The sequence below is a fragment of the Pseudomonas sp. 2FG genome (assembly GCF_005502935.1).
In the GTDB taxonomy this organism is placed as follows: Bacteria; Pseudomonadota; Gammaproteobacteria; order Pseudomonadales; family Pseudomonadaceae; genus Aquipseudomonas.
This window is the reverse complement of record NZ_SCMP01000002.1, coordinates 79,595-101,557: the sequence shown is the minus strand read 5'-3', so window position 1 is coordinate 101,557 and position 21,963 is coordinate 79,595. Positions and strand designations below refer to the sequence as shown.

At 64.3% G+C, this 21,963-nt stretch carries 24 protein-coding genes, 1 pseudogene and 2 riboswitches; of the genes and pseudogenes, 15 read left to right on the top strand and 10 right to left on the bottom strand.

Annotation, left to right across the window (positions count from 1 at the left end; translation table 11 throughout):
* Positions 1–22 precede the first annotated feature (22 nt).
* Positions 23–1,075: a cobalamin biosynthesis protein CobW gene (gene cobW / locus FFS13_RS02330; RefSeq protein ID WP_137817516.1), complete on the bottom strand. Its 1,053-nt coding sequence runs from the start codon at positions 1,073–1,075 to the stop codon at positions 23–25.
* A gap of 120 nt (positions 1,076–1,195) precedes the next feature.
* A riboswitch (cobalamin riboswitch) is annotated at positions 1,196–1,410 on the bottom strand.
* Between the two features lie 120 nt (positions 1,411–1,530).
* Positions 1,531–1,758: riboswitch (cobalamin riboswitch) on the top strand.
* Between the two features lie 109 nt (positions 1,759–1,867).
* Between cobW and FFS13_RS02325 the strand changes: the two genes are divergently transcribed.
* The 8 genes from FFS13_RS02325 (at position 1,868) to cfaB (ending at position 7,459) form a co-directional block, all read left to right on the top strand.
* Entirely contained in the window at positions 1,868–2,053 is a 186-nt protein-coding gene (locus tag FFS13_RS02325; protein WP_137817515.1) for a CbtB domain-containing protein, read from the top strand.
* A 10-nt stretch (positions 2,054–2,063) separates the two neighbouring features.
* Positions 2,064–2,771 (top strand): CbtA family protein, encoded by a 708-nt coding sequence (locus FFS13_RS02320; RefSeq protein WP_137817514.1) that lies wholly within the window; start codon positions 2,064–2,066, stop codon positions 2,769–2,771.
* 91 nt (positions 2,772–2,862) lie between these two features.
* A complete protein-coding gene (locus tag FFS13_RS02315; RefSeq protein ID WP_137817513.1) occupies positions 2,863–3,273 on the top strand; it encodes a cobalamin biosynthesis protein in 411 nt (136 codons plus the stop codon).
* Between the two features lie 22 nt (positions 3,274–3,295).
* Entirely contained in the window at positions 3,296–4,054 is a 759-nt protein-coding gene (cobM, locus tag FFS13_RS02310; RefSeq protein WP_137817512.1) for a precorrin-4 C(11)-methyltransferase, read from the top strand.
* A 180-nt stretch (positions 4,055–4,234) separates the two neighbouring features.
* On the top strand, positions 4,235–4,489 hold the full coding sequence (locus tag FFS13_RS02305) for a hypothetical protein (protein WP_137817511.1): 255 nt from the start codon (positions 4,235–4,237) through the stop codon (positions 4,487–4,489).
* Between the two features lie 58 nt (positions 4,490–4,547).
* A complete protein-coding gene (locus tag FFS13_RS02300; RefSeq protein ID WP_137817510.1) occupies positions 4,548–5,393 on the top strand; it encodes a DUF692 domain-containing protein in 846 nt (281 codons plus the stop codon).
* Positions 5,384–6,166: a DNA-binding domain-containing protein gene (locus tag FFS13_RS02295; protein ID WP_137817509.1), complete on the top strand. Its 783-nt coding sequence runs from the start codon at positions 5,384–5,386 to the stop codon at positions 6,164–6,166. The genes FFS13_RS02300 and FFS13_RS02295 overlap by 10 nt, the downstream gene beginning before the upstream one ends.
* A gap of 102 nt (positions 6,167–6,268) precedes the next feature.
* On the top strand, positions 6,269–7,459 hold the full coding sequence (gene cfaB / locus FFS13_RS02290) for a C17 cyclopropane fatty acid synthase CfaB (protein ID WP_137817508.1): 1,191 nt from the start codon (positions 6,269–6,271) through the stop codon (positions 7,457–7,459).
* Between the two features lie 30 nt (positions 7,460–7,489).
* Here the strand turns inward: cfaB and cls are convergent, their stop codons facing one another.
* Together cls and FFS13_RS02275 are read right to left on the bottom strand one after the other, a co-directional pair.
* A complete protein-coding gene (gene cls, locus FFS13_RS02285) occupies positions 7,490–8,929 on the bottom strand; it encodes a cardiolipin synthase (protein WP_137817507.1) in 1,440 nt (479 codons plus the stop codon).
* Positions 8,930–9,628: 699 nt separating this feature from the next.
* Positions 9,629–10,510, bottom strand: a complete 882-nt coding sequence (locus FFS13_RS02275; RefSeq protein ID WP_137817506.1) for a LysR family transcriptional regulator — start codon at positions 10,508–10,510, stop codon at positions 9,629–9,631.
* A 101-nt stretch (positions 10,511–10,611) separates the two neighbouring features.
* Between FFS13_RS02275 and FFS13_RS02270 the strand changes: the two genes are divergently transcribed.
* The 3 genes from FFS13_RS02270 to FFS13_RS02260 all read left to right on the top strand — a co-directional run bounded on the left by FFS13_RS02270 (position 10,612) and on the right by FFS13_RS02260 (position 13,175).
* On the top strand, positions 10,612–11,682 hold the full coding sequence (locus FFS13_RS02270; RefSeq protein ID WP_137817505.1) for an alkene reductase: 1,071 nt from the start codon (positions 10,612–10,614) through the stop codon (positions 11,680–11,682).
* An 11-nt stretch (positions 11,683–11,693) separates the two neighbouring features.
* Positions 11,694–12,527 carry a pirin family protein gene (locus tag FFS13_RS02265; RefSeq protein ID WP_137817504.1) on the top strand — a complete coding sequence of 278 codons (834 nt, stop codon included), beginning with the start codon at positions 11,694–11,696 and terminating at the stop codon, positions 12,525–12,527.
* A 63-nt stretch (positions 12,528–12,590) separates the two neighbouring features.
* On the top strand, positions 12,591–13,175 hold the full coding sequence (locus FFS13_RS02260) for an isochorismatase family protein (RefSeq protein WP_137817503.1): 585 nt from the start codon (positions 12,591–12,593) through the stop codon (positions 13,173–13,175).
* A gap of 210 nt (positions 13,176–13,385) precedes the next feature.
* Here the strand turns inward: FFS13_RS02260 and FFS13_RS02255 are convergent, their stop codons facing one another.
* From FFS13_RS02255 to folE2, 4 genes are read right to left on the bottom strand one after another with little or no spacing between them, the layout of a single operon-like run.
* Entirely contained in the window at positions 13,386–14,261 is an 876-nt protein-coding gene (locus tag FFS13_RS02255; RefSeq protein ID WP_137817502.1) for a metal ABC transporter substrate-binding protein, read from the bottom strand.
* A gap of 28 nt (positions 14,262–14,289) precedes the next feature.
* The gene (locus tag FFS13_RS02250) at positions 14,290–15,153 is read right to left on the bottom strand and encodes a metal ABC transporter permease (protein ID WP_137817501.1); all 864 of its coding nucleotides are present in this window, start codon (positions 15,151–15,153) and stop codon (positions 14,290–14,292) included.
* Positions 15,153–15,821, bottom strand: coding sequence for a metal ABC transporter ATP-binding protein (locus FFS13_RS02245; RefSeq protein WP_137817500.1), 669 nt, complete (start codon positions 15,819–15,821; stop codon positions 15,153–15,155). Before FFS13_RS02245 ends, FFS13_RS02250 begins: the two co-directional genes overlap by 1 nt.
* Positions 15,818–16,717: a GTP cyclohydrolase FolE2 gene (folE2, locus tag FFS13_RS02240; protein ID WP_137817499.1), complete on the bottom strand. Its 900-nt coding sequence runs from the start codon at positions 16,715–16,717 to the stop codon at positions 15,818–15,820. The genes FFS13_RS02245 and folE2 overlap by 4 nt, the downstream gene beginning before the upstream one ends.
* 176 nt (positions 16,718–16,893) lie before the next feature.
* Between folE2 and zigA the strand changes: the two genes are divergently transcribed.
* The gene (gene zigA / locus FFS13_RS02230) at positions 16,894–18,099 is read left to right on the top strand and encodes a zinc metallochaperone GTPase ZigA (protein ID WP_137817498.1); all 1,206 of its coding nucleotides are present in this window, start codon (positions 16,894–16,896) and stop codon (positions 18,097–18,099) included.
* A gap of 29 nt (positions 18,100–18,128) precedes the next feature.
* On the opposite strand, the gene FFS13_RS02225 is transcribed toward zigA, so the two are convergent.
* The gene (locus FFS13_RS02225) at positions 18,129–18,482 is read right to left on the bottom strand and encodes an NADH:ubiquinone oxidoreductase (RefSeq protein WP_137817497.1); all 354 of its coding nucleotides are present in this window, start codon (positions 18,480–18,482) and stop codon (positions 18,129–18,131) included.
* An 81-nt stretch (positions 18,483–18,563) separates the two neighbouring features.
* On the opposite strand from FFS13_RS02225, the gene FFS13_RS02220 reads away from it, so the two are divergent.
* Positions 18,564–19,544 (top strand): GTP-binding protein, encoded by a 981-nt coding sequence (locus FFS13_RS02220; protein WP_137817496.1) that lies wholly within the window; start codon positions 18,564–18,566, stop codon positions 19,542–19,544.
* Positions 19,545–19,596: 52 nt separating this feature from the next.
* Positions 19,597–20,475 (top strand): alpha/beta fold hydrolase, encoded by an 879-nt coding sequence (locus FFS13_RS02215; protein WP_137817495.1) that lies wholly within the window; start codon positions 19,597–19,599, stop codon positions 20,473–20,475.
* Between the two features lie 47 nt (positions 20,476–20,522).
* Here FFS13_RS02215 and FFS13_RS02210 read toward each other — a convergent pair whose 3' ends face one another.
* The gene (locus tag FFS13_RS02210) at positions 20,523–20,963 is read right to left on the bottom strand and encodes a DUF3301 domain-containing protein (RefSeq protein WP_137817494.1); all 441 of its coding nucleotides are present in this window, start codon (positions 20,961–20,963) and stop codon (positions 20,523–20,525) included.
* Positions 20,964–21,094: 131 nt separating this feature from the next.
* On the opposite strand from FFS13_RS02210, the pseudogene FFS13_RS02205 reads away from it, so the two are divergent.
* Positions 21,095–21,313, top strand: a pseudogene (locus FFS13_RS02205) (pyridoxal kinase); the annotation flags it as partial.
* Positions 21,314–21,396: 83 nt separating this feature from the next.
* Here the strand turns inward: FFS13_RS02205 and FFS13_RS02200 are convergent.
* Positions 21,397–21,879, bottom strand: coding sequence for an acyl-CoA thioesterase (locus FFS13_RS02200; RefSeq protein WP_137817492.1), 483 nt, complete (start codon positions 21,877–21,879; stop codon positions 21,397–21,399).
* Between the last annotated feature and the right edge of the window lie 84 nt (positions 21,880–21,963).

Below are 21,963 nucleotides of genomic sequence, written 5' to 3'. Positions count from 1 at the left end.
CGCATGGCGCACCCTACGCGCGTCAGGCCAGTGAGGTCTTCAGCTCGTTGGCGATAAGCGCCTGATCCAGCTCCTGACCGATGATCACCAGATGGCTGGCGCGGTTTTCGTCGGCGCGCCAGGCGCGGTCGAAATGTTTGTCGAAACGCTTGCCGACCCCCTGGATCAGCAGGCGCATGGGCTTGCCGGGAATCGCCGCGAAGCCCTTGATGCGCAGCACCCCGTGGCGCTCGACCAGGCTATTGAGGCTGGCCAGCAACAAGTGCTCATCGACTTCCGGCAGCTGGATGGCGAAGGAGTCGAATTCCTCGTGGTCGTGCTCTTCGTGGTCTTCCAGGTCGTGGTGGGTCTTGCGGCCGTCGATATGCAGCTCGGTTTCCGAGTTCAGGCCCAGCAGGATCGACAACGGCAGCTCGCCACTGCGCGCTTCGATGACCTTCACCGCCGCCGGCAGTTCTTCCGCCACTTCGGCACGGACGGCGGCGAGCGCTTCGGGGCTGAGCAGGTCGGCCTTGTTGAGGATGACCAGGTCGGCGCTGGCCAGTTGGTCGGCGAACAGCTCGTGCAGCGGCGATTCGTGGTCGAGGTTCGGGTCTTCGCGGCGCTGGGCGTCGACCCGGTCCGGGAAGGCGGCGAAGGTGCCGGCGGCCACGGCCGGGCTGTCGACCACGGTGATGACCGCGTCGACGGTGCAGGCGTTACGGATTTCCGGCCAGTTGAAGGCTTGCACCAGCGGCTTGGGCAGTGCCAGGCCGGAGGTCTCGATGAGGATCTGGTCGAGGTCGCCACGCCGCGCTACCAGTTCACGCATGACCGGGAAGAACTCTTCCTGCACGGTGCAGCACAGGCAACCGTTGGCCAGCTCATAGACGCGGCCGACGGCTTCTTCTTCAGTGCAGCCGATCGAGCATTGCTTGAGGATTTCGCCGTCGATGCCGAGTTCGCCGAACTCGTTGACTATCACCGCGATGCGGCGCCCTTCGGCGTTATTGAGCATGTGCCGCAGCAGGGTGGTTTTACCGGCGCCGAGAAAGCCGGTAACTATGGTGACGGGAAGTTTGGCCAAGGTTTTCATGCGTCGCGCAGCCCTGTTCAGATCGAAGCGAAAGCGGATCGGCGGGCATGCGCGACGAGCGTAGCGGAGCACCAGGGCCCCGCATTACCAGTTCGCCACCGGATCACCCCGCCCGGTTGTCGTAAAATGCAGTTCGAAGGCAGGTCTCCTGGCTCACGACTTGGCCCCGCGCCCTAATCAGGGGCCCCTCTCTTCGCCTTCCCGCGTACGGCAGTGGCATTGGAAGAGATCGAGTCGCTTACAGTTGCGGGGGCAGCCACGGCGTTCAACCGCGTTCCCTCTTAGCTCTGGCGCTCGCTTGCGCAGCCCAGAGAACCTCGAAGCGGCAAGGCTACGCAGTGCGCGGAGTCGGGTCAATTGAGGCGGTGGGAAACAAGCGCCTATGGGGAGCTATCCCCAGGCCTTGCGCATGCAGCGGTGCGCCGAAGTTGACGCTCGACCGGTGTTCGTGATGTCCTAGAAAGGCTGTTTCAGGTGTCTTGCGCGGTCGTGCGCAAGGTGAAACGGGAAGTCGGTGCGCCCCTTGGGGCTAGTCCGACGCTGCCCCCGCAACGGTAAGCGAATGATGGGATCGATAACCACTGTGCCGCAGGGCATGGGAAGGTGAGTCCCATGGCACTGTGGATGTTCGCATCCAGCAGTCAGCGCAAGCCCGGAGACCGGCCTGAAATCATTACAGTTTGGCAAACCCGCGGTGGGCGGGCGCAAGCCGGAAGCTCGAGTGCATTCGCATTCGGCTCCTCGTGCGTTCCCTTCTGCTAGGTTTTCATTTCCAGTCCAGAGGGAACGATCATGTCCACAAGCACCCTGACACATTCTGCCGAGGCCAGCGCCTCGCTCTCGCAACGCCTGGTTCTGGCCATCGGTGCCGGCCTGTTGGGCGCACTGCTGGTCTATTTCGCCGGCTTCTCGCAGATCGATGCCGTACACAACGCGGCCCACGATACCCGCCACAGCTCCGCATTCCCGTGCCACTGAGAGGCTTGCCATGATTAAGCGCATCGCCCAGACGGCCGGCTTCAGCGGGTTGTTGGCGGCACTGTTATTGACCCTGTTGCAGAGTTTCTGGGTCGCACCGCTGATTCTTACCGCGGAAACCTTCGAGAACAGCGCGCCGGCCACCGAGCAGGTCGGCGAGCATGGGCATGAGGCCGGCACTGCCGCCCATGAGCACAGCGCCGAGGCCTGGGCGCCGGAAGATGGCTGGCAGCGCGTGCTGTCCACCACCGGCGGTAACCTGGTGGTGGCGGTGGGCTTCGCGCTGATGCTGGCCGGGCTGTACAGCCTGCGTACGCCGGGGCGGACCTGGGAAGGCCTGCTCTGGGGCCTGGGCGGTTTCGCCACCTTCAGCCTCGCGCCTGCGTTGGGCTTGCCGCCGGAATTGCCGGGAACGGCCGCCGCCGATCTGGCGCTGCGTCAGTACTGGTGGGTCGGTACCGCCACGGCCACGGCGGTAGGCCTGGCACTGATCGCCTTCGCTCGGCAGTGGGCGTTGCGCGGCCTTGGCCTGGCGTTGCTGGTGCTGCCGCATGTGATCGGTGCGCCGCAGCCCGAGGTGCATTCGAGCCTGGCGCCAGAGGCCCTGGAGCACCAGTTTATCTGGGCCTCGCTGCTTACCAATGCGCTGTTCTGGGTGGCGTTGGGCTTGCTCTCGGCCTGGCTGTATCGCCGTTTCGCCGGCTCTAACGCGGCGTGACCCACTGCTCCGGTCCTCGGCCGGCTGCACATGAACCCGCTGACGAGGTTGCCATCAGCGGGTTTTTCGCTTCTGCCCAAGCCCCTCGGCCATGACCCAGGCCCCCTTGTATATCGCCGGCCTCGGCTGCCGGCGTGGCTGTGCGCAAGCCGTGCTGCGCGAGCTGCTGGAGCAGACGCTGCAGGCCCATGGCTTGCAGCTGGCGGATTTGAGCGGGCTGGCCAGCATCGAGCAGAAACGCGCCGAGCCCGGCTTGCAGGCCTTGGCGCAAACGCTGGGGCTGCCATTGGCGTTTTTCTCTGCCGCACAATTGGCAGCGTTCGACCGCCGCCTGACGCAACCTTCCGTCATCGCCTTGCGCGCCACCGGCAGCGCCGGGGTGGCCGAAGCCTGTGCCCTGGCGCAGGCCGAGGCGTTGAGCGGCAGTCGGGCCGAGCTGTTGATCGGCAAACACAGCAATGCCAGCGCCAGCTTCGCCCTGGCCAGCATTCGTCGCGCTTAACTTCAGGACTCAGGAGAGGCCCATGACGGTCTATTTCATCGGCGCCGGCCCAGGCGATCCGGAGCTGATCACGGTCAAGGGGCAACGCTTGATCCGTTCGTGCCCGGTGATTCTCTACGCCGGTTCGCTGGTGCCCGCGGCGGTGCTCGAAGGCCATAGTGCCGAGCTGCTGGTGAATACCGCCGAACTGCACCTGGAGGAAATCATCGCGCTGATCAAGGCGGCCCATGGGCGGGGCCAGGATATCGCCCGCGTGCACTCCGGCGACCCGTCGCTGTATGGCGCGATCGGCGAGCAGATTCGCCTGTTGCGCCGGCTGCAGATTCCGTTCGCGATAGTTCCGGGCGTCACCGCCACCGCCGCCTGTGCGGCGTTGCTGGAAAGCGAGCTGACCCTGCCGGGCATCTCGCAAACCCTGATCCTCACCCGCTACGCGAGCAAGACCTCGATGCCGGCCGGCGAACAGCTGCCGGACCTGGCGCGCCACGGCGCGACCATGGCGATTCACCTGGGCATAGGCCATTTGCCCAAGATCGTCGCCGAGCTGCTGCCGCACTATGGCGCCGACTGCCCGGTGGCGGTGATTCACCGTGCCAGCTGGCCGGATCAGGACTGGGTCAGCGGCACCCTGGCTGACATCCAGCCCAAGGTGCAGGCCAAAGGCTTCCGGCGCACGGCCTTGATCCTGGTCGGCCGGGTGCTGGCGGCCGAGGACTTCGCCGACTCCAATCTGTACCGCGCAGGTCACGAACACCTGTATCGGCCGGCGGACAAGGCCTGACGGCAGATAAAGGGCTGTGGCTCTTCTACAGGGTTTGCATTTTTCCAATGCCTGCAAACTCAGGCATAGCAATTATTTTTCACCTGGCTGTAACGCCAGGAACTGTCCTCTCTCTACCTCTATGTCGGGACCGAACAAGCCGTCCACGGCCGACCACCCCATCATATCGAGGAAGACCACATGACCATCAAAACTGCCGCAGCTGGCGCCGCCCTTGCTCTTGCCGCCGCCGGCCTGTTCGCCAGCATCTCGCCCCAGGTTTTCGCCGAGGAGGCCCAGATGGTGCACTGCTACGGCGTCAACGGCTGCAAAGGGCAAAACGACTGCAAGACCGCGAAAAACGCCTGCAAAGGGCAGGGCTCCTGCAAGGGCCAAGGCTTCAAGAGCATGACCCTGGCCGAGTGCAACAACGCCGGCGGCAAAGTCGGTCCGTAAGTGCGCCCGGGGTGGCCGATTTACGGCCACCCCGACCCCTTTGGCGAAGGAGCCCGGCATGTCTTCAGTTACTCCCTGCCTCGGCTACGGCCTGGGGCTGCGCAGCACCTACTACAGCGAGATACTCGAACAGCGCCCGGCGGTGGACTGGTTCGAAGTCATCTCGGAAAATTATCTGGTCGAGGGCGGCAAGGCGTTGTATTACCTGGACGCCATCGGCGAGCACTACCCGCTGGTGATGCACGGCGTGTCGCTGTCCATCGGTGGCCCGCATCCGCTCGACCAAGCTTACCTGCAGCAGCTCAAGCATCTCGCCGACCGGGTGCAGCCGGCGTGGATCTCCGACCACCTGTGCTGGAGCCGCGGCAACGCCCATCAGTTGCACGACCTGCTGCCGTTGCCTTACAGCGAAGAAAGCCTGCAGCATGTGGCCGCCCGCGTGCGCCAGGTGCAGGAGGTCTTGGAGCGGCCGCTGGTGCTGGAAAATGTCTCCAGTTACGTGCGCACCGCGAACTCTGATTTCAGCGAATGGCAGTTCCTCGCCGCCCTCAGCGAGCTGAGCGGCTGCGAGCTGTTGCTGGACGTCAACAACGTCTATGTCAGCGCGCGCAATCACGGCTTCGAGCCCTGGGACTTTATCAGCGCGCTGCCGGCCGCGCGGATTCGCCAGCTGCACCTGGCCGGGCATAGCGACTACGGCAGCTACCTGATCGACACCCACGATCAGCCGGTCAGCGATCCGGTCTGGCGGCTCTATCGGCGTACCCTTGAGCATCTCGGCCCGGTCGCCACCCTGCTGGAGCGCGACGATCACTTCCCACCCCTCGCCGAGCTGCTCGCCGAACTGGAGCAGGCCCGCGCCTTAGCCGCCGTGGCACTCGGCACGGAGGCCGCATGCGCCTGAACGACTGGCAGCTCGAGCTCGAGGCCTACCTGCTCGGCGCGCAGCCGCAGCCCAACGCGGCGTTGCGCGACAGCCTGCTCGGCAGCCCGGCCCTGAGCGCCGAGGAAGGCCTGGCGATCTACCACAACGCCTACCGGTCGCGCCTGCTGGACGCCCTGCGCGAAGACTTCCCAACCCTGCGCCATTGGCTCGGCGACGACCAGTTCGAGGGCCTGGCGAGTGCCTATCTGCAAGCCCATCCCTCCCGTCATTTCAGCCTGCGCTGGCTGGGCGCGCGGCTGGCGGACTTTATCGACGGCTACCTGGTCGCCGAACAGGGCGCGCCGCTGGCCGAACTCGTGCGTCTGGAATGGGCCTTCACCCTGGCCTTCGACGCCGCGGACGGCGAACCCCTGACCCTGCAGAGCATGGCCAGGCTGCCGGCCGCGGACTGGCCCGAGCTGCGGGTACGCCTGTTGCCCAGCGTGCAGTGGCAGGTCTGCCACTACAACAGCCTGGCGTTGTGGCGCGCGCTCAAGGCCGCGGGCGAGCCGCCGGCCAGCACGCCGCTGGAGCCGCCGCAGGTCTGCCTGATCTGGCGCCAGGGCCTGGTCAGCCAGTACCGCAGCCTGGGCCCGGCGGAAGCCGCGGCGCTGCACGGCATGAGCCAGCAAGGCTGGAGTTTCGCCGAGTTATGCGTCGAGCTGAGCGCGCAGGGCGACGCCGCGCCTGTGCAGGCGGCGACCTGGCTCAAGCAATGGCTGAGCGAGGGGCTGCTGCGGCGGGTGTCATAGGCGAGGGTTGTTGGGCCTATAACGAGGTCGTTGAACCTCTGGCTTGGCCTGGGAGGCATTTGAACTACGCTTGCACTGATGAGTGTGAACGGGGAACTCCCTATGCTGGCGCAACTTCCACCGACCCTGCGCGACCTTCAACTGCCATTGCGGCTGCGCCTGTGGAACGGCCATGAACTCGACCTCGGCCCGGCCCCGAGCGTCACCATGGTGCTCAAAGATCCGAGCCTGGTCGCGCACTTCACCCATCCCAGCCTGGATGCGCTGGGTGGCGCCTTCGTGGAGGGGCGGCTGGGCCTCGAGGGGCCGATGAGCGAAGTCATTCGCATCGGCGATGTCCTCAGCCAAGCGCTGCTCGGCGAGGGGGAGGCGAGCCTGCCGGCGCGCACCGAGCATGACAAGGCCACCGATGCCGCCGCCATTTCCTATCATTACGACCTCTCCAACGACTTCTACGCGCTCTGGCTGGATCGCGAGATGGTCTATTCCTGTGCCTACTTCGAGACCGGCACGGAAGATCTCGAGCTGGCCCAGCAGGCCAAGCTGCGTCATCTCTGCCGCAAGCTGCGCCTGCAGCCGGGCGAGCGTCTGCTCGATGTCGGCTGTGGCTGGGGCGGCTTGGCACGTTTCGCCGCCCGCGAGTTCGGCGTGCAGGTGTTCGGCATCACCCTCAGCCAGGAGCAGCTGGAGCTGGCTCGCGCGCGGGTCAGGGCCGAAGGGCTGGACGCCCAGGTGCAGCTGGAACTGCTGGACTACCGCGACCTGCCGCAGGATGGTCGTTTCGACAAGGTCGTCAGCGTCGGCATGTTCGAGCATGTCGGCCACGCCAACCTGCCGCTCTACTGCCAGCGCCTGTACGGCGCGGTGCGGGCCGGCGGGCTGGTGCTGAACCACGGCATCACTTCCAGGAGCACCGATGGTCGGCCGGTCGGGCGCGGTGCCGGCGCGTTTATCGGCCGTTACGTGTTCCCCCACGGCGAACTGCCGCATCTGGCCAGCATGACTGCGCTCCTTAGCCAGGCGGGCCTGGAAGTGGTGGATGTGGAAAGCCTGCGCTTGCACTACGCGCGGACCCTGGAGTTTTGGAGCGCGCGCTTGGAGAACAAGTTGGCGGAGGCGGCGCAGTTGGTGCCGGAACAGGCGTTGCGGATCTGGCGCCTGTACCTGGCCGGCTGCGCCTATGGCTTTGCCCGCGGCTGGATGAATCTGCATCAGATTCTGGCGGTTAAGCCGCTGGCCGATGGTTCCCACGCGCTGCCCTGGAGTCGCGCCGATCTTTACCGCAAAACCTGAGAGCTGAAAGCAGGGCGCGACGGGATAGCCTCAGAGAATCGGCGAAATCAGCCGCGCCACCCGCATACCGAGCTGACGCAGGCGATGGATATGTTGGTCGTCGCCGGCGGCCAGTTCGCGCGATTGCGCGAAGTCGTCTTCGAGCATCCGTTCGACTTCCTTAGCAAAGTCGCGATCGACGGTGAGCAGCATGATCTCGAAGTTCAGTCGGAGCGAGCGGTTGTCCAGGTTGGCGCTGCCGATGGCGGCGGCGTCCTGGTCGATCAGCAGGACTTTCTGGTGCAGGAAGCCTGGCTGATAGCGGAACACGCGCACGCCGGCATGCAGCGCCTCGAAGGCGTACAGGCTGGAGGCGGCATACACAGTGCGGTGATCGGGCCGCGCCGGGAGCAAGATACGCACATCGACATTGCGCAGCACCGCCAGGCGCAAGGCGGCGAACACCGCCTCGTCGGGGATGAAATACGGGCTGGTGATCCACAGCCGCTCGCGCGCCGCCTGGATCGCTTCGACGAAGAACAGCGAGCAGGTTTCCTGCGCATCCGCCGGGCCGCTGGTCAGTACCTGGCAGAGCATCCCGCCGCCGGGATAGGCCGCCGGCAGGATCAGCGGCGGCAGCTGCCGGGTGGCCCAGAACCAGTCCTCGGCGAACGACTCCTGCAGACAAGCCAGCACCGGCCCGCGCAGTTCGATATGGGTATCGCGCCAGGGTGCCAGCGGCGGTTTATGGCCGAGGTATAGGTCGGCGACATTGTGCCCGCCGATGAAACCGCATTCGCCGTCCACCACCACGATTTTGCGATGGTTGCGGAAGTTGACCTGGAAGCGGTTGAACATCCCGCTGCGGGTGGCGAAGGCTTGGATTTGCACACCGCCGCTGCGCAGGCGTTCGACATAGCGGTGCGGCAAGGCATGGCTACCGATGCTGTCGTAGAGCAGGTAGACGGCGACCCCGGCGGCGGCGCGTTCCAACAGCAAGGCTTGCAGGCGGCGGCCCAGAGCATCGTCATGGATGGTGAAGAACTGGATGAGGATCGCCTGCCGGGCCGCGCCGATGGCGGCGAAGATCGCCGCGAAGGTGGCCTCGCCATCGATCAGCAGGCGTACCTGGTTGTTCGCCAGGCACGGCATCCGGCTCAGACGCGGCATGGCCCGCAGCTTGCCGTAAGCCTCGGATTCACCTGCCGCCAGGGCTTCTTCTACCCAGGGTCGCCAGTTCAGGTTGGCCATAGCGCTGTGCATTTCGCGGTCGGCCTGGCGCCGGGCTTTGATGTAGGCGTCGAAGGTACTGCGGCCGAACACCAGATACGGCAGCAGCGTCAGGTAGGGCATAAACAGCAAGGCGATGGCCCAGGCAATCGCACCTTGCGCAGTGCGTACGCTGAGCACGGCATGGATGGCCGCGGCGACCCCGAGCAGATGCACCAGCACCAGCAGATAGCCGAGTAGCGGGGGAATGCTGTAGTCCATGCGCGAGTACTTCCTTGCGTAAAGGTGCCGTGCGCCGCTGCAACTGTCAGCCACTGACGGCGTCTACTACTGGGTAGGCTAGCGCGGGTTGGCGTCGCCGGCACGCCATTCGGACGGGCCACGCCGAGCGCATAAGCGGCCTCTGCAAGGAATCCCGAGCATGAACATCCGCCTTCTTACCCTTAGTGCGGCGATCTGCCTGCTAGCGCAACTGGCCCAGGCGCAAACGCTGCAGCCCGGGCTCTGGGAAATCAGCCCGAACACTATGCAGCTCAATGGTCAGGCGTTGCCGAACCTGGAGCTATTGCTCGGTAATTTACCGGCACAGCCGCGGCAAATGGCCGAACAGGCGATGGCGCAGCAGGGGGGTTGCCATCGCTGGGCAAGGGCGAAGGGCAGACGCGCTTTGTCAGTGACCGTGAGTTCGTCACCACGCTCAACAGCACCTTCACGACGGGCGGCCAGCCGCAAAGCGGCAGCCTGGAGTCCCACGGGCGTTGGCGGGCGGCACGTTACAACCGCGCCAGCCTTAGTCCGTGCTCTGCTTATTGGGTAATTGCATGGACTTGACCAAGTGTTTGCATTTCATCTGACCACCTGTTTGCATCCGACTAGAGCAGCATGTCTATGAGTCGTGTGACAGGCAGAGATCGGCCAAAAGCAGACGATTCTGCAACCAACTTCTTCAGTAAAATGACGCTAGATGTTTTCCAGTTTCTCGCGCAGAAACTCGATAAAGCGCTGTGTTTTTGCTGGTAACAGCCGAGTCTCGGTAAGGGCATACACAGACACCGGGTCTGCTTGCCACTGCGGCAACACTTTGCGCAATTCGCCATTGGCCAGGGCTTGAGCGGCGATACCTTCAGGTAGCAGGGCAATACCTAAGTCCAGCGTCGCCATACGTCTAATCATCCCTACGCTGTTGAGTTCAAATCGCCCGCCGACCTCAACTTCCTCTCGCCCTTGCTCGCTCGAAAGTGTCCAGCGGTTGGTTTGAGAGCCGCGCATGCGCAGGCATTCATGGTGCGCCAAGTCCGAGGGGTGAGCGGGCTCACCGGACAATTCGAGATAGCGAGGAGAGGCGTAAAGGCAACGTCGCAAACTCGCCAGCTTGCGGGCGATCAGGTTCGAGTTCGCCGGCTCTCCCATGCGAATTACAACGTCGACAGGCTCACTCACCAGATCAACCTGACGCGGCGTCAGGTCTAACTCGAAGGTGATTCCAGGATAGAGCCGAGCAAACTCCGCAATCAGCGGTGCCAGGTAGATATTGGCGAAATCCACCGGCAGTGATGCCCGCAGCAAGCCGCTGGGTCTGGCGAGCATTTCCCCAAGCTGCTCATGGGCCAGGCGTGCTTCATCAACGATACGTTTGCAGCGATCAAAGTACAGCTGGCCAGCCTCGGTCAGCTCAATCCTGCGCGTGGTGCGGTTCAGCAGCCGCAAGCCTATTTCCTTCTCCAGACCACTGATTCTGCGAGACAAGGTCGAGTTCGGCATGCCCAGTGCCTCCGCTGCTTTGCGGAAACTGCGAACCTTCACGACTTCGACAAACAGCGCCATGTCATTGAGAAACTCCATGCGCATTGCTCCACCAGTGGATCAGTCATTTCAATTTAGCCGTATTTATCCCGCTTTTGGATTGGTGAATCATAGCCACATCACCACTGAGGAGCACCCAGATGAATTCGCTTTTCTCTCAAGTACAGATAGGTCGCTACACCCTTTCCAACCGCATGGTCATGGCCCCCATGACCCGTTCGCGCTCCGACGATGCCGGCGTGCCGAGTGATCTGGTCCAGACTTACTACGCCCAGCGCTCCAGCGCCGGTCTGATCATCTCAGAAGGTGTATTCCCCACTGCCCTGGGCAAAGGCTACGTGCGCACCCCTGGCATCGAATCGCCTGAGCAGGTGACTGCCTGGAAACAAGTCACCGAAGCCGTACACGCTCGCGGCGGTCGTATCTTCATGCAGTTGATGCACTGCGGTCGGGTTTCCCACCCTTCGCTGCTGCCCGATGGCGCACAACCGCAAGCACCCTCCGCGATCAAGGCTGCTGGTCAGACCTGGACCGCCACCGGCTTGCAGGATTTCGTCACGCCGCACGCCATGAGCGTGGCCGAGATTGCCTCTGTCATCGACGGTTACCGTGGTGCTGCACGCCGTGCCATTGAGGCTGGGTTTGATGGTGTGGAGTTGCACACAGCTTCTGGCTACTTGCCCGAGCAGTTCCTCTCGTCTGGCAGCAACCGGCGCGATGACCAATACGGCGGCTCGGTGGAGAACCGTGCGCGCTTCGTCCTCGAAGTGCTGCACGCCATGGTGCTGGAGATTGGTGGTGATCGCGTCGGGATCAAGATCTCTCCCGAGATGAATTTCAACGACATCGTCGATGCCAACCCGCAGGAAACCTACACCTACCTGGTCGAGCAACTTCGTGAGTTCAACCTCGCCTACCTGCACGTCGCCTTGTTCGGTGCCAGCGTCGATTACCACGCCCTGCTGCGTCCGTTGTTCGATGGCGCTTACTTGGTCGGTGGCGGGCTCAATAAAGAAGTCGCCCAAGTGTTGCTCGCTGAAGGCCGCGCCGATGCTGCGGTGTTCGGCAGCGCCTTCCTAGCCAACCCTGATCTGCCGGAGCGTTTTCGTACGGATGCGGGACTCAATGTCCCCAACAAGGACAGCTTCTACGCACCGGGCGTTGAGGGGTACATCGATTACCCATCCATCAGCCCCGTGCAAGGTGCCTGAGGAGCCTGGTCATGACAGTCGCACGCTTGCAGCGTATGCACCACGGTAGCCACTTCCACGCCTTCACCCTGCGCGGGGGTCAGTTCGACCAGAGCATCGACCCTTTCCTCGCTGTCGATCATGCCTGGATCGGTGGGCCTACTTTTCCACCCCATCCACACGCGGGCTTCTCAGCGGTCTCGTATCTGTTCTTGGATTCGGAGACCGGCATCGATAACCGCGATGCACTGGGCAATCGCAACCTGATCCAGCCTGGAGGTCTGCATTGGACAGCCGCGGGGAGTGGCGTGGTGCATGAGGAGGTGCCTGCCGAGCCGGGCAAGACCGTGCACATGCTGCAAGTCTTCATCAACCTGCCGCTGGATCGGCAAGCGCAGGCGCCGTTTGCCTTCAGCCTGGAAGCACAGGACGTTCCGGTGGTGCAGTTGCCGGGGGCCAAAGTAAGAGTGCCGCTCGGCAGCTTCGCCGGAGTCGATTCCCCTTTGTCCCCGCCCGCCGAGGTGAGCATCTTGGACATTTCCCTAGCAGAGGGAGCTGAAGTGCAGGTACCGGTGCCGGAGGGGCATGTCGCCTTCGTGATGCCGATTGATGGTGAGGTGTTGGTCGATGGCCAAGCCTTCAATCTCGCTGAGCAGGCGCTGCCAGTGAATCTGCCGCAACGTGATGACCGAGTTGTCACGCTGCGTGCCAATCAAGGGAACGCCAAGGCCGTAGTGTTTTCTGGCCGCCCCCTGCATCAGCCAGTGTTTTGGCAAGGGCCATTGGCGCTTGCCTCCCAAGAGGCGCTGGACGATGCCATCGAGGCTTACCAGCGTGGTGCCTTCGGAACCATGGAACCCCGTTGAGTGAACCAAGCAGTCCCAAACCAGGGGCGATGACGCCCCACTTATCATGCTAGGAGAATCATCATGGCTTACGAAAAATTCAGTGCTGACAATGCTGCCCTACTACTGATCGACCATCAGGTGGGAACCATGGGCTGGGTGAAATCCATTCCTTTCGAAGAGCTGAAACGCAACGCGCTGATGCTCGCCAAGACAGCAAGCATCCTCAAACTTCCGGTCGTGCTTACCTCCAGCATGGAAGAGCACGCCCAGGGCCCGCTTCTGAGCGAGCTGGAACAGATCCTGCCCGCCGAATTCGCTGCTCGCGTTCAGCGCCTAGGTATCGTCAATGCCATGGACGATGAAAACTTCGCCGCCGCCGTCAAAGCCACCGGGCGTAAGAAACTGATCATTGCGGGTGTCACCAATGACGTCTGCACGGTCTACCCGGCACTGAGCCTGGTGCGTGATGGCTATGAGGTTCAGGTTGTCGCCGATGGTGGTGGCTCGCCCAGTGCAATGGCCGATGACATTGCATTGCGCCGGATGGACAAAGGTGGCGTGACACTGACCACTACCAACCAGCTGATTGCGGAACTGGCCGGTAGCTGGGCTACCCCAGAAGGCGGGCAACTCGTCCAAGTGCTGATGGAGGCGCTTCAAGGTTAAAAGCGCCCACGAACAGCTGGCAAAGCCTCGGGGGGAGGTTTTGCCGGTCTTTGTGCAATGCGCAGCCTTTCCTCATGCAGTCCGGCCGGTTTGTCACCGGCTGGGTCGTTTTGAGCCGGTCGGGTGGCTCGCTGAAGGGGTCATCCCGTTTGCCAATGCGTGCTCAGATGGAATGCAAACTGGTGTTCATCTGGGGTGCAATTACTCTGCTTAGGGCTGCGCCAGCGCCTGATGCAGGGTTTTCAGGTTGTGCTCGAACAGACCGATAAACGTGCTGGCCGGGCCGGAAGCCGCGAGGGCGTCGGAATACAGGGTGCCGCCGATCTGCGTCCCGCTTTCCTGGGCGATTTGCTCGAGCAGGCGCGAGTCCTTGATGTTCTCGACGAACACCGCCTTGATGTGCTCCTGGCGGATCTGTCGAATCAGGCCCGCGACTTCGGCGGCGGAAGGTTCGCTCTCCGTGGACAGGCCTTGTGGGGCCATGAAGCGGATGCCGTAGGCCTGGCCGAGATAGCCGAAGGCGTCATGCGAGGTGACGATGTTGCGGCTGCCGGCCGGCAGGTTGCCGAGCTGTAGTTTGGCCAGCGCCAGCAACGGGTAAATCTTCTGCAGGTAGGCCTGGCCGTTCTGCGAGTAGTCCTGGGCATGCGCCGGGTCGGCGCCGCTCAGGGCCTGGGCGATATTGTTCACGTACAGTTCGGCATTCGCCAGGTTATGCCAGGCGTGCGGGTCGGGCATGCTCTGGCCGCCTTGGTCCAGAGCGCGCGGCACTACACCACGGCTGGCGACGACCCGCTTGGCCTTGCTCGCCGTGCTGGCGATCAGGCGCTCCAGCCAGGGCTCGAAGCCCAGGCCGTTCTCGATCACGACATCGGCCTTGAGCAGCGCCTTGGCATCATCCGGAGTCGGTTCGTAGGTGTGGGCGTCGGCGTCCGCGCCGACCATCTTGCGCAGCTGGATATGCTCGCCACCGATGTGTCTGGTCATGTCGGCGAGGATGCTGAAGCTGGTGACGACCTTGAGTTTCTCGGCAGCCGACAGCGATAGCGGCAACAGCAGGGCGAGTAGCACGACTAATCCGCGCATGGGGGTAAACCTCTTGGGGGGCGATGGGTCATTGGCAGGTGATCAGCGGTGGCTGGCGCAGCAAGCCGTGCACCGGACCGAAGACCACGGAGAGCAGATACAGGCTGCCGGCGACCAGCACTATGGCCGGGCCGCTGGGCAGGGAGGCGTAAAACGACAGCAACAACCCGAGCCAGACCGCGACACTGCCGAGTGCCGCGGCAATCACCAGCAAGCGCGGCAAACGTCGGCTCCAGAAGCGCGCGGCCGCGGCCGGCAGCATCATCAGACCGACCACCATCAGCGCGCCGATGGCTTGAAAGCCGATCACCAGATTGAGCACCACCAGGGTCAGGAACAGGCCGTGAGCCAGCGGGCCAAAACGGCTGACGCTGCGCAAAAACAGCGGATCGAGGGTATCCAGCAACAGTGCGCGATAAATCAGTGCGAGCAACGGCAGGCTCAGTGCAGAAACCCAGAGCATGCCGGTCAGCGTCTGGCTATCCACCGCCAGGGCGGAGCCAAACAGCAGATGCAGCAAGTCCAGGCGTTTGCCGGCCAAGCCGAGAATCAGCACGCCGCTGGCCAGTGAAATGGGGTAGATCGCCGCCAGGCTAGCGTCCTCACGCAGTCCCGTGCGGCGGGTGATCCAGGCCGCCAGCCCGGCCATCGCCAACCCCGCGCCGAGGCCGCCAATGCTCAGTGCCGGCAGGCTCAGGCCGGCGACCCAGAAGCCCAGGGCGGCGCCTGGCAGAATGCCGTGAGCCACGGCGTCGCCAATCAGGCTCATGCGCCGCAGAATCAGGAAAACCCCGAGCGGTGCAGTGCTGCAGGCCAGCACTATGCCGCCAAGTAGGGCGCGGCGCATAAAGGCGAACTCGCTGAACGGTTGCCACAGTTGCGCCAGCAGCATCAGGCCACCTGCATCTGTGGCTGCGGGGCGATAATCTGCTTACTTGCAGATAACGTGCAGCTATTGCTGGCGATATGCAGTGAAGTTTGAATATGGTGGCGTACTGCTGCGAGGTCGTGACAGACCACCAGCAGGGTGCGGCCTTCGGCATGCCAGTGCTGGATATGTTTCCACAGCAACGCTTGGCCTGGTTCGTCGAGTGCCGCGTGTGGCTCATCCAGGAGCAGTAGCGGCGCCTCCGTCAGGCTCAGGCGGGCGAGCAGGGCGCGTTGCAGTTCCCCGCCGGACAGGGCCAGCAGCGGGCGCTGTTCCAGGCCGCTCAAACTCCAGTCCGCCAGCACCTGTTGCAAGCGTTCACGGCGATCCGTGGCGGAGGCTCGGGCGCGCCAGAAGCCAGCCGCCACAAGCTCGACCAGGTTGATTGGAAACTGCCGGTCAAGGCTTTGCTGCTGCGGCAGAAAGCCCACTCCGCCGCGTCGTTGGACGGCCAATTCGACCTGGCCCGCCAGGGGCTTTTGCAACCCGGCGATAACCTTGAGCAGGCTGCTTTTGCCACAGCCATTGGCGCCAATCACCGCCGTCAGGCTGCCAGCGGGCAGGCTCAGTTCCAGTGCCGGGGTCAGTGGCCGACCGGGTGGGCCCCATTGCAGTGCGCGGCAGCGGATCATGCGACCTCCCAGTTCCAGCGGATCTCGGCGACGGCGTCATGGGCGTGCAGGCTTTCGGCATGCACCACCCGCAGGTGCAAGCCATGCACTTCGGGTTGTTCGCGCAGGGCCAGATGCAGGCGTCGTGCGGCGTCTTCGCAGAACATCGGGTTTTGCCCATTGGCCAGGGCGAAGGCCTGCTCGTCGGCGCGCTTCACCGCGGTCTGCAGCGCAGTGCCCAGTGCGGCTTCCGCGCGGTCGATCAGTGCTTCCAGCGGCAAGTCCGTGGCGGCCGGATTCAGTCGAATCTGCAACTGGGCGCTGCTGCGCTGGCTATGCGGGGTGGCGACAATCCCCTGTGGCGAGCCTAGCCAGGCCAGCACCTCGCGGTGCTCCAGGGGGCGGTTGTGGAAGTCTTCGCTAAAGCGCTGCTGGATCAGCTGCCGCGCCAGCGCCGCCGAGCACGGGCAGGTCGATGAATAGCTCACGGCGACGCTCAGTTCCACGTGAAACCCCCTTGAATCCTGGCGTGCAGCGATGCTGGCCGGATATGACTTCCAGCCGGCCAGGGGGCTGACCAGTGCCGGACGCTTCAGCAGCACTTCGGTGTGCAGACACAAAGAGGCGCTGGCGGAGAGCCCTTGATGACTGTCGAGAAAGCGTTGCAGCACCCGCCGCAGAAGCGCTGGCGAGAGCGGCTCATGCTCCAGCAGTGCAAGGGCCAGATAGAGCCGCGACATATGAATGCCGCGGGCCGCGCCGTCATCCAGGCTGACGCCGGCGTCGGCCCGTGCGGCGACGCGTTGGCCGTCGTCGAGCAGCAGCGGCAGGGCGATCCCGCACATGCCGACCCAGTCCAGCGGTTGTTGTTCCAGGGCGGTTTGCGTGGCGATATCTGGCAGGGTCGGGGCGTTCATGGGCTTCACCATTGCGTGGTTTAAATGTTATGTTATAACAAATAAGCGCACCGCAACCGAACCCGTCATGACTGCCGCTGAAATTCTCGCCCAACCCGCCGCGAGCCTGTGCAGCGAGGCCAAGGAACGCCAAGAACGACGCGAAACACATCTCCGTGATGCCTGAGGTAAACCCCATGCCCAACCGTCTCCCTGTGACCGTGCTGTCCGGCTTTCTCGGCGCCGGCAAAAGCACCCTGCTGAATCATGTGCTGAAGAACCGTGAGCACCTGCGGGTTGCGGTGATCGTCAACGACATGAGCGAGATCAATATCGATGGCAGCGAAGTTCAGCGCGATGTCAGCCTGAACCGCGCGGAAGAAAAACTTATCGAGATGAGCAACGGCTGCATCTGCTGCACCCTGCGCGAAGACCTGCTGGAAGAAGTCAGCCGCTTGGCCCGGGACGGTCGTTTCGATTACCTGTTGATCGAGTCCACCGGGATTTCCGAGCCGCTGCCGGTGGCGGAAACCTTCACCTTCCGTGCCGAAGACGGCAAGAGCCTGGCCGACCTGGCGCGGCTGGACTGCATGGTCACGGTGGTCGACGGGCTGAATTTCCTCCGCGACTACCAGGCCGCGGAAAACCTGGCCAGCCGCGGCGAGGTGCTGGGCGAGGAGGACGAGCGCTCGATCACCGATCTGCTGATCGAGCAGGTCGAGTTCGCCGATGTGATCCTGCTCAGCAAGATCGACCTGATCTCCAGCGGCGAGCGCGAAGAGCTGCTCAGTATCCTCGGCAGCCTGAACGCCACGGCGGAACTCATTCCGATGGTCATGGGCCAGGTGCCGTTGGCGAAGATCCTCGACACCGGCCGTTTCGACTTCGAGCGTGCGGCCCAGGCGCCTGGCTGGCTCAAGGAGTTGCGCGGCGAGCACCTGGCGGAAAGCGAGGAATACGGTATCGCCTCCGGCGCCTACCGGGCACGGCGGCCGTTCCATCCCGAACGCTTTTTCAGCTTCATCAATCGTGAGTGGAGCAATGGCCGTTTGCTGCGCTCCAAGGGCTTTTTCTGGCTGGCCAGCAAGCACCAGGAGGTCGGTAGCTGGTCCCAGGCCGGCGGCTTGCTGCGCCATGGTTGCGCCGGGCGCTGGTGGCGTTTCGTGCCCAAGGACCAATGGCCGCAAGACGCCGAAGACGTGCAGACGATCCTGCGCAATTGGAGCGTGGAGGCCGGCGATTGCCGCCAGGAGCTGGTGTTTATCGGGCAGAACATCGACTTCGCCAAGCTCAATGAAGACTTGGATGCCTGCCAGATGACCGACGCCGAAATGGCCCAGGGCGTGGAGGCCTGGCAACAGTTGCCGGACCCGTTCGGCCCCTGGCATGCGGAGGCTACCTGATGCTCGCCCGCCAAGCAGCGGCCAGGCGACTAACGGCCCATCCACAGGCCTTGGCTTTGGCCCTCGCAGGCCGGCTTGAGATAGGCCGCGTCGCTGGCCACGCCGTAGTAATGGATGTCCTGCTGGTAGGGCGTGCCGGCCACCCGGGCCGAGCGGCAGACCCCAAAGGAGCCGCTCGGGCACTGCTCGACAAACTCGACGGCCACCTTCTGCCCTTGCAGTTGCGGCTGGCAAAAGCCCTGGCGAAACAGTTGCGGCGGGATGCTGCGGTTTTGCTGGCAGACCTTGATGTCCAGTCGCGCGGCCTGGCTATGCACCACACAGGCTTCGGCCTGGGCGAACAAGGGCAGGGCGGATAACAGTGCGAGCAGCCACAGACGCATGACAACGCCTCCAGAACGAAATGCGCGGGACTCTAGCACGACACCTTTGCCCCTGACCCGGACAAGCCTCACCATAAGCCCATGTTGAAGAATATCCCCACCCACCTGATCGCCGGCCCCCTGGGCGCGGGCAAGACCAGCCTGATTCGCCAGTTGCTGGCGCAGCGGCCGGTGCACGAGCGTTGGGCGGTGCTGATCAATGAGTTCGGCCAGATTGGCCTGGACGCCGCGCTGCTGGCGAGCGGCGACGATGGCATCGCCCTCGGTGAAGTCGCCGGCGGTTGCCTGTGCTGCGTGAATGGCGCGCCGTTTCAGATCGGTCTGGCCCGCTTGCTGCGCAAGGCCAAGCCGCATCGCCTGCTGATCGAGCCGTCCGGTCTTGGCCACCCGGCGGAAATTTTGCGCCAGCTGCATGAGCCACCCTGGGCGGGCGTGCTGGCGGTGCAGCCGAGTGTGCTGGTGCTGGATGCCGTCGCCCTGGCCGCCGGCCAAGCGCTGCCAGAGACTCAGCAGGCGGCGTTGGCCGAGGCGGGTTTGCTGGTGCTGAACAAGGCGGAAAACCTCGATGATGCGGTGCGCGCGCGGCTGCTGGCCGAGCTGCCGTCGCGGCCGGCGTGCTGGACCAGTCAGGGCGCGCTGGCGCTGGCCCAGTTGCCGAGTCTGCTGCCAGGTCTGCAGGCTCAGGCCGAGAGCGCCGGGGAGGCCCTGGGGTTGCCATCGACTAGCGCGCCTAGCCTGCCGAGTGTCTGGCTCGACCGCCGGCAGCCGATCTGTCAAAGCCAGGGGCAGGCCCAGGGTTGGAGCATCGGTTGGCGCTGGCACCCGAGTCAGCGTTTCGAGTTGATGCGCGTGCAGCTGTGGCTGGCTACCTTGCCCTGGCGGCGCGCCAAGCTGGTGCTGCAGACCAATGCCGGCTGGCTCTCCGGCAATGCCTTGAACGGTGAACCGGTCCATTGGCAAGCCAGCGAATGGCGTAAGGATTCGCGCCTGGAGCTGATCTTCAGCCAGGCCCAGGATGAGGCGACGCTCAGCGCCGGGCTGGCCGCCTGTCGGCTGGATTAGCGCGCCAGCCGGCAGCTAAACTGCCGCGCTCACCTCGCCGCAAAGTTATCCCATGACGCTAGAGCCTTGGTCCCATCCCACTTCCGCCGGCTTCACCCTGCGTGGCTGGCACAGCCCGCCCTCGGGTAAACCGCTGCTGCATTTTCTGCATGGCAATGGGTTTTGCGGGCGCACCTATGAGCCGCTGCTCAAGCGTTTGGCGGCGGACTTCGACCTCTGGCTGTGCGATATCCAGGGCCATGGCGACAGCGACCACGGCGGGCGTTTTCATGGCTGGAACCGCAGTGCCGAGCTGGCGCTGGAGGCCTTCGAGAGTGGCCGCGGGCTCTTCGGCGCGGTGCCCTGCTTTGCCGTCGGACACAGTTTCGGCGGAGTGCTCAGCAGCCTGATCCTGGCCAAGCAGCCGCAGCTGTTCCGGCGCGCGGTGCTGCTCGACCCGGTGCTGTTTCCACCGGCGCTGATCGGCGTGATGGCGCTGTCCGAGGTGCTCGGCCTGCATCGGCGCAGCACCCTGGCGCGCAAGTCCGCCGCCCGCCGGCGGCAGTGGCCGGACCGCGCCGCGGCCTATGCCGGGCTGTATGGCCGTGGCATCTTCAAGGGCTGGGAGGATGCGGCGCTGTGGGCCTATGTCGAGCATGGGCTGAAGGAGGTGGCGGGCGGCGTCGAGCTGAAATGCCGGCCGAGCCGCGAGGTGGAAATCTTCAGTTCCTACCCCCGCCGGCTGTGGCCGTCGCTGGGCAGGATAGTCACGCCAACGCGGATTCTGCACGGTCAGCACAGCTATCCCTTCGTCGCCAAGGCGGTGGCGCGGGTGACGGCGCTGAACGGTCACGTCAGTGCCCAACTGGTGGCCGGCGGGCACTGCTTTATGCAGGAAGCCCCGCAGGACTGCGCCGAGCGCGTCGCCAATTACCTCTTGCAACACAGCTGAGCCGGGCACGGCCCGCTTGCGCGCGTTGGGGCTGCTCTAACTAGAGCTCAGTGGTGCCACTTGTCATGGGTGCGCCGCCACTCGCTGAGCTGGATCACCTCGGCGGAGGTGGGCTTTTCTGGCGTTTTGTCGGGCACTAGGTCGGGCTTGTCCAAGGCGCTGCCGGGCTTTTCCACGAAGGGGTGCGGTGCCAGCTCGATATGCCCGACGTGGTCGCCGAACATGATGATGGTGCCGGCATGCCGCTGTTCGCTGGTGACCGTGAACTCGAAGCCATACACCCGCGCCAGACGCTTGCGACCGCGGGCGTCGGGCAGCAGGGCGATTCTGCGCAGGGCGACGTTGTCGTCGAGCAGAATCACGTCCACCTGCTGGCAATGCTGTTTGACCCGCGCCAAGGCCCGTTCGCGCAGGCCATGGGCATGCCACAACCACGCGCCGCCGGCGGTCAGCAGCATCAGCACGAACAGATTGCCCAGGGTCAGCATGGTGGTTGCGCTCCAACAAGGGCGGTCAGCTTAACCGCCGCGAGCCAGGCACTCCAGTCTGTCGGGTCGGGGCTATTTGCCGCCATACTTTCGCTCTCACTATTGCCGCTTTCACGACTCGGGAACCCGGCATGCAACGCCCTGCGCCTCTGCGCGCCCGCCAGGCCCATGGGGTGTTCGGCTATGCCGGCAGCCGCGCGGCGGCGTTGCTCCTGCCGCGCCTGGGGGGCGACGCCTGGCCGCTGAATACCCTGCACTTCTCCCCTCACACTCAGTATGGCCAGTGGGCGGGAGAAGTGTGGGCGGCGGCGCAAATTCCGGCGCGGGTCGAGGGTCTCGCGGCGATCGGTGCGGCGTGATCGGGGAGCGTGTCAGCTCGGGCACTGGTCGCTGCGCCTAGTTAAACAAGATGTGTAGGCGGCGCGGCCGGGCCTCAGGCTTCTTCGAGGATTTCCTGATAGCGCCGCTCCAACTCCTGGCGCAGCTGGCGGCGCTGCTGGGCCTGCTTGAAGCGGCGTTTTTCCTCGGCGCTGTGCGGCTGCCGTGGCGGCACGGCGGTGGGCTTGCCGGCGTCGTCGACCGCGACCATGGTGAAGAAGCAGCTGTTGGTATGCCGCACCGATCGCTCGCGGATGTTCTCGGTGACCACTTTGACGCCAATCTCCATCGAACTGGTGCCGCTGTAGTTGACCGAGGCGAGGAAGGTCACCAGTTCGCCGACATGGATCGGCTCGCGAAAGATCACCTGATCCACCGACAGGGTCACCACATAACGCCCGGCGTAACGGCTGGCGCAGGCGTAGGCGACCTCGTCGAGGTACTTCAGCAGGGTGCCGCCATGCACGTTGCCGGAGAAGTTGGCCATATCCGGGGTCATCAACACGGTCATCGACAGCTGGGCGTTTCCGGCTTCCATGGGACAGGCTCTTGGCAGGGGAGGGAGGCAAGGATAACCGAGGCGTGGTCTGCCGCGCCGGCTTCTCTACCCTGACGCTGCGCT

Bases quoted from the DNA above. Each gene is read 5' to 3' on its own strand.
- cobW (WP_137817516.1), bottom strand. From the start codon at position 1,075: ATGAAAACCTTGGCCAAACTTCCCGTCACCATAGTTACCGGCTTTCTC.
- FFS13_RS02325 (WP_137817515.1), top strand. From the start codon at position 1,868: ATGTCCACAAGCACCCTGACACATTCTGCCGAGGCCAGCGCCTCGCTC.
- FFS13_RS02320 (WP_137817514.1), top strand. From the start codon at position 2,064: ATGATTAAGCGCATCGCCCAGACGGCCGGCTTCAGCGGGTTGTTGGCG.
- FFS13_RS02315 (WP_137817513.1), top strand. From the start codon at position 2,863: ATGACCCAGGCCCCCTTGTATATCGCCGGCCTCGGCTGCCGGCGTGGC.
- cobM (WP_137817512.1), top strand. From the start codon at position 3,296: ATGACGGTCTATTTCATCGGCGCCGGCCCAGGCGATCCGGAGCTGATC.
- FFS13_RS02305 (WP_137817511.1), top strand. From the start codon at position 4,235: ATGACCATCAAAACTGCCGCAGCTGGCGCCGCCCTTGCTCTTGCCGCC.
- FFS13_RS02300 (WP_137817510.1), top strand. From the start codon at position 4,548: ATGTCTTCAGTTACTCCCTGCCTCGGCTACGGCCTGGGGCTGCGCAGC.
- FFS13_RS02295 (WP_137817509.1), top strand. From the start codon at position 5,384: ATGCGCCTGAACGACTGGCAGCTCGAGCTCGAGGCCTACCTGCTCGGC.
- cfaB (WP_137817508.1), top strand. From the start codon at position 6,269: ATGCTGGCGCAACTTCCACCGACCCTGCGCGACCTTCAACTGCCATTG.
- cls (WP_137817507.1), bottom strand. From the start codon at position 8,929: ATGGACTACAGCATTCCCCCGCTACTCGGCTATCTGCTGGTGCTGGTG.
- FFS13_RS02275 (WP_137817506.1), bottom strand. From the start codon at position 10,510: ATGGAGTTTCTCAATGACATGGCGCTGTTTGTCGAAGTCGTGAAGGTT.
- FFS13_RS02270 (WP_137817505.1), top strand. From the start codon at position 10,612: ATGAATTCGCTTTTCTCTCAAGTACAGATAGGTCGCTACACCCTTTCC.
- FFS13_RS02265 (WP_137817504.1), top strand. From the start codon at position 11,694: ATGACAGTCGCACGCTTGCAGCGTATGCACCACGGTAGCCACTTCCAC.
- FFS13_RS02260 (WP_137817503.1), top strand. From the start codon at position 12,591: ATGGCTTACGAAAAATTCAGTGCTGACAATGCTGCCCTACTACTGATC.
- FFS13_RS02255 (WP_137817502.1), bottom strand. From the start codon at position 14,261: ATGCGCGGATTAGTCGTGCTACTCGCCCTGCTGTTGCCGCTATCGCTG.
- FFS13_RS02250 (WP_137817501.1), bottom strand. From the start codon at position 15,153: ATGCTGCTGGCGCAACTGTGGCAACCGTTCAGCGAGTTCGCCTTTATG.
- FFS13_RS02245 (WP_137817500.1), bottom strand. From the start codon at position 15,821: ATGATCCGCTGCCGCGCACTGCAATGGGGCCCACCCGGTCGGCCACTG.
- folE2 (WP_137817499.1), bottom strand. From the start codon at position 16,717: ATGAACGCCCCGACCCTGCCAGATATCGCCACGCAAACCGCCCTGGAA.
- zigA (WP_137817498.1), top strand. From the start codon at position 16,894: ATGCCCAACCGTCTCCCTGTGACCGTGCTGTCCGGCTTTCTCGGCGCC.
- FFS13_RS02225 (WP_137817497.1), bottom strand. From the start codon at position 18,482: ATGCGTCTGTGGCTGCTCGCACTGTTATCCGCCCTGCCCTTGTTCGCC.
- FFS13_RS02220 (WP_137817496.1), top strand. From the start codon at position 18,564: ATGTTGAAGAATATCCCCACCCACCTGATCGCCGGCCCCCTGGGCGCG.
- FFS13_RS02215 (WP_137817495.1), top strand. From the start codon at position 19,597: ATGACGCTAGAGCCTTGGTCCCATCCCACTTCCGCCGGCTTCACCCTG.
- FFS13_RS02210 (WP_137817494.1), bottom strand. From the start codon at position 20,963: ATGCTGACCCTGGGCAATCTGTTCGTGCTGATGCTGCTGACCGCCGGC.
- FFS13_RS02200 (WP_137817492.1), bottom strand. From the start codon at position 21,879: ATGGAAGCCGGAAACGCCCAGCTGTCGATGACCGTGTTGATGACCCCG.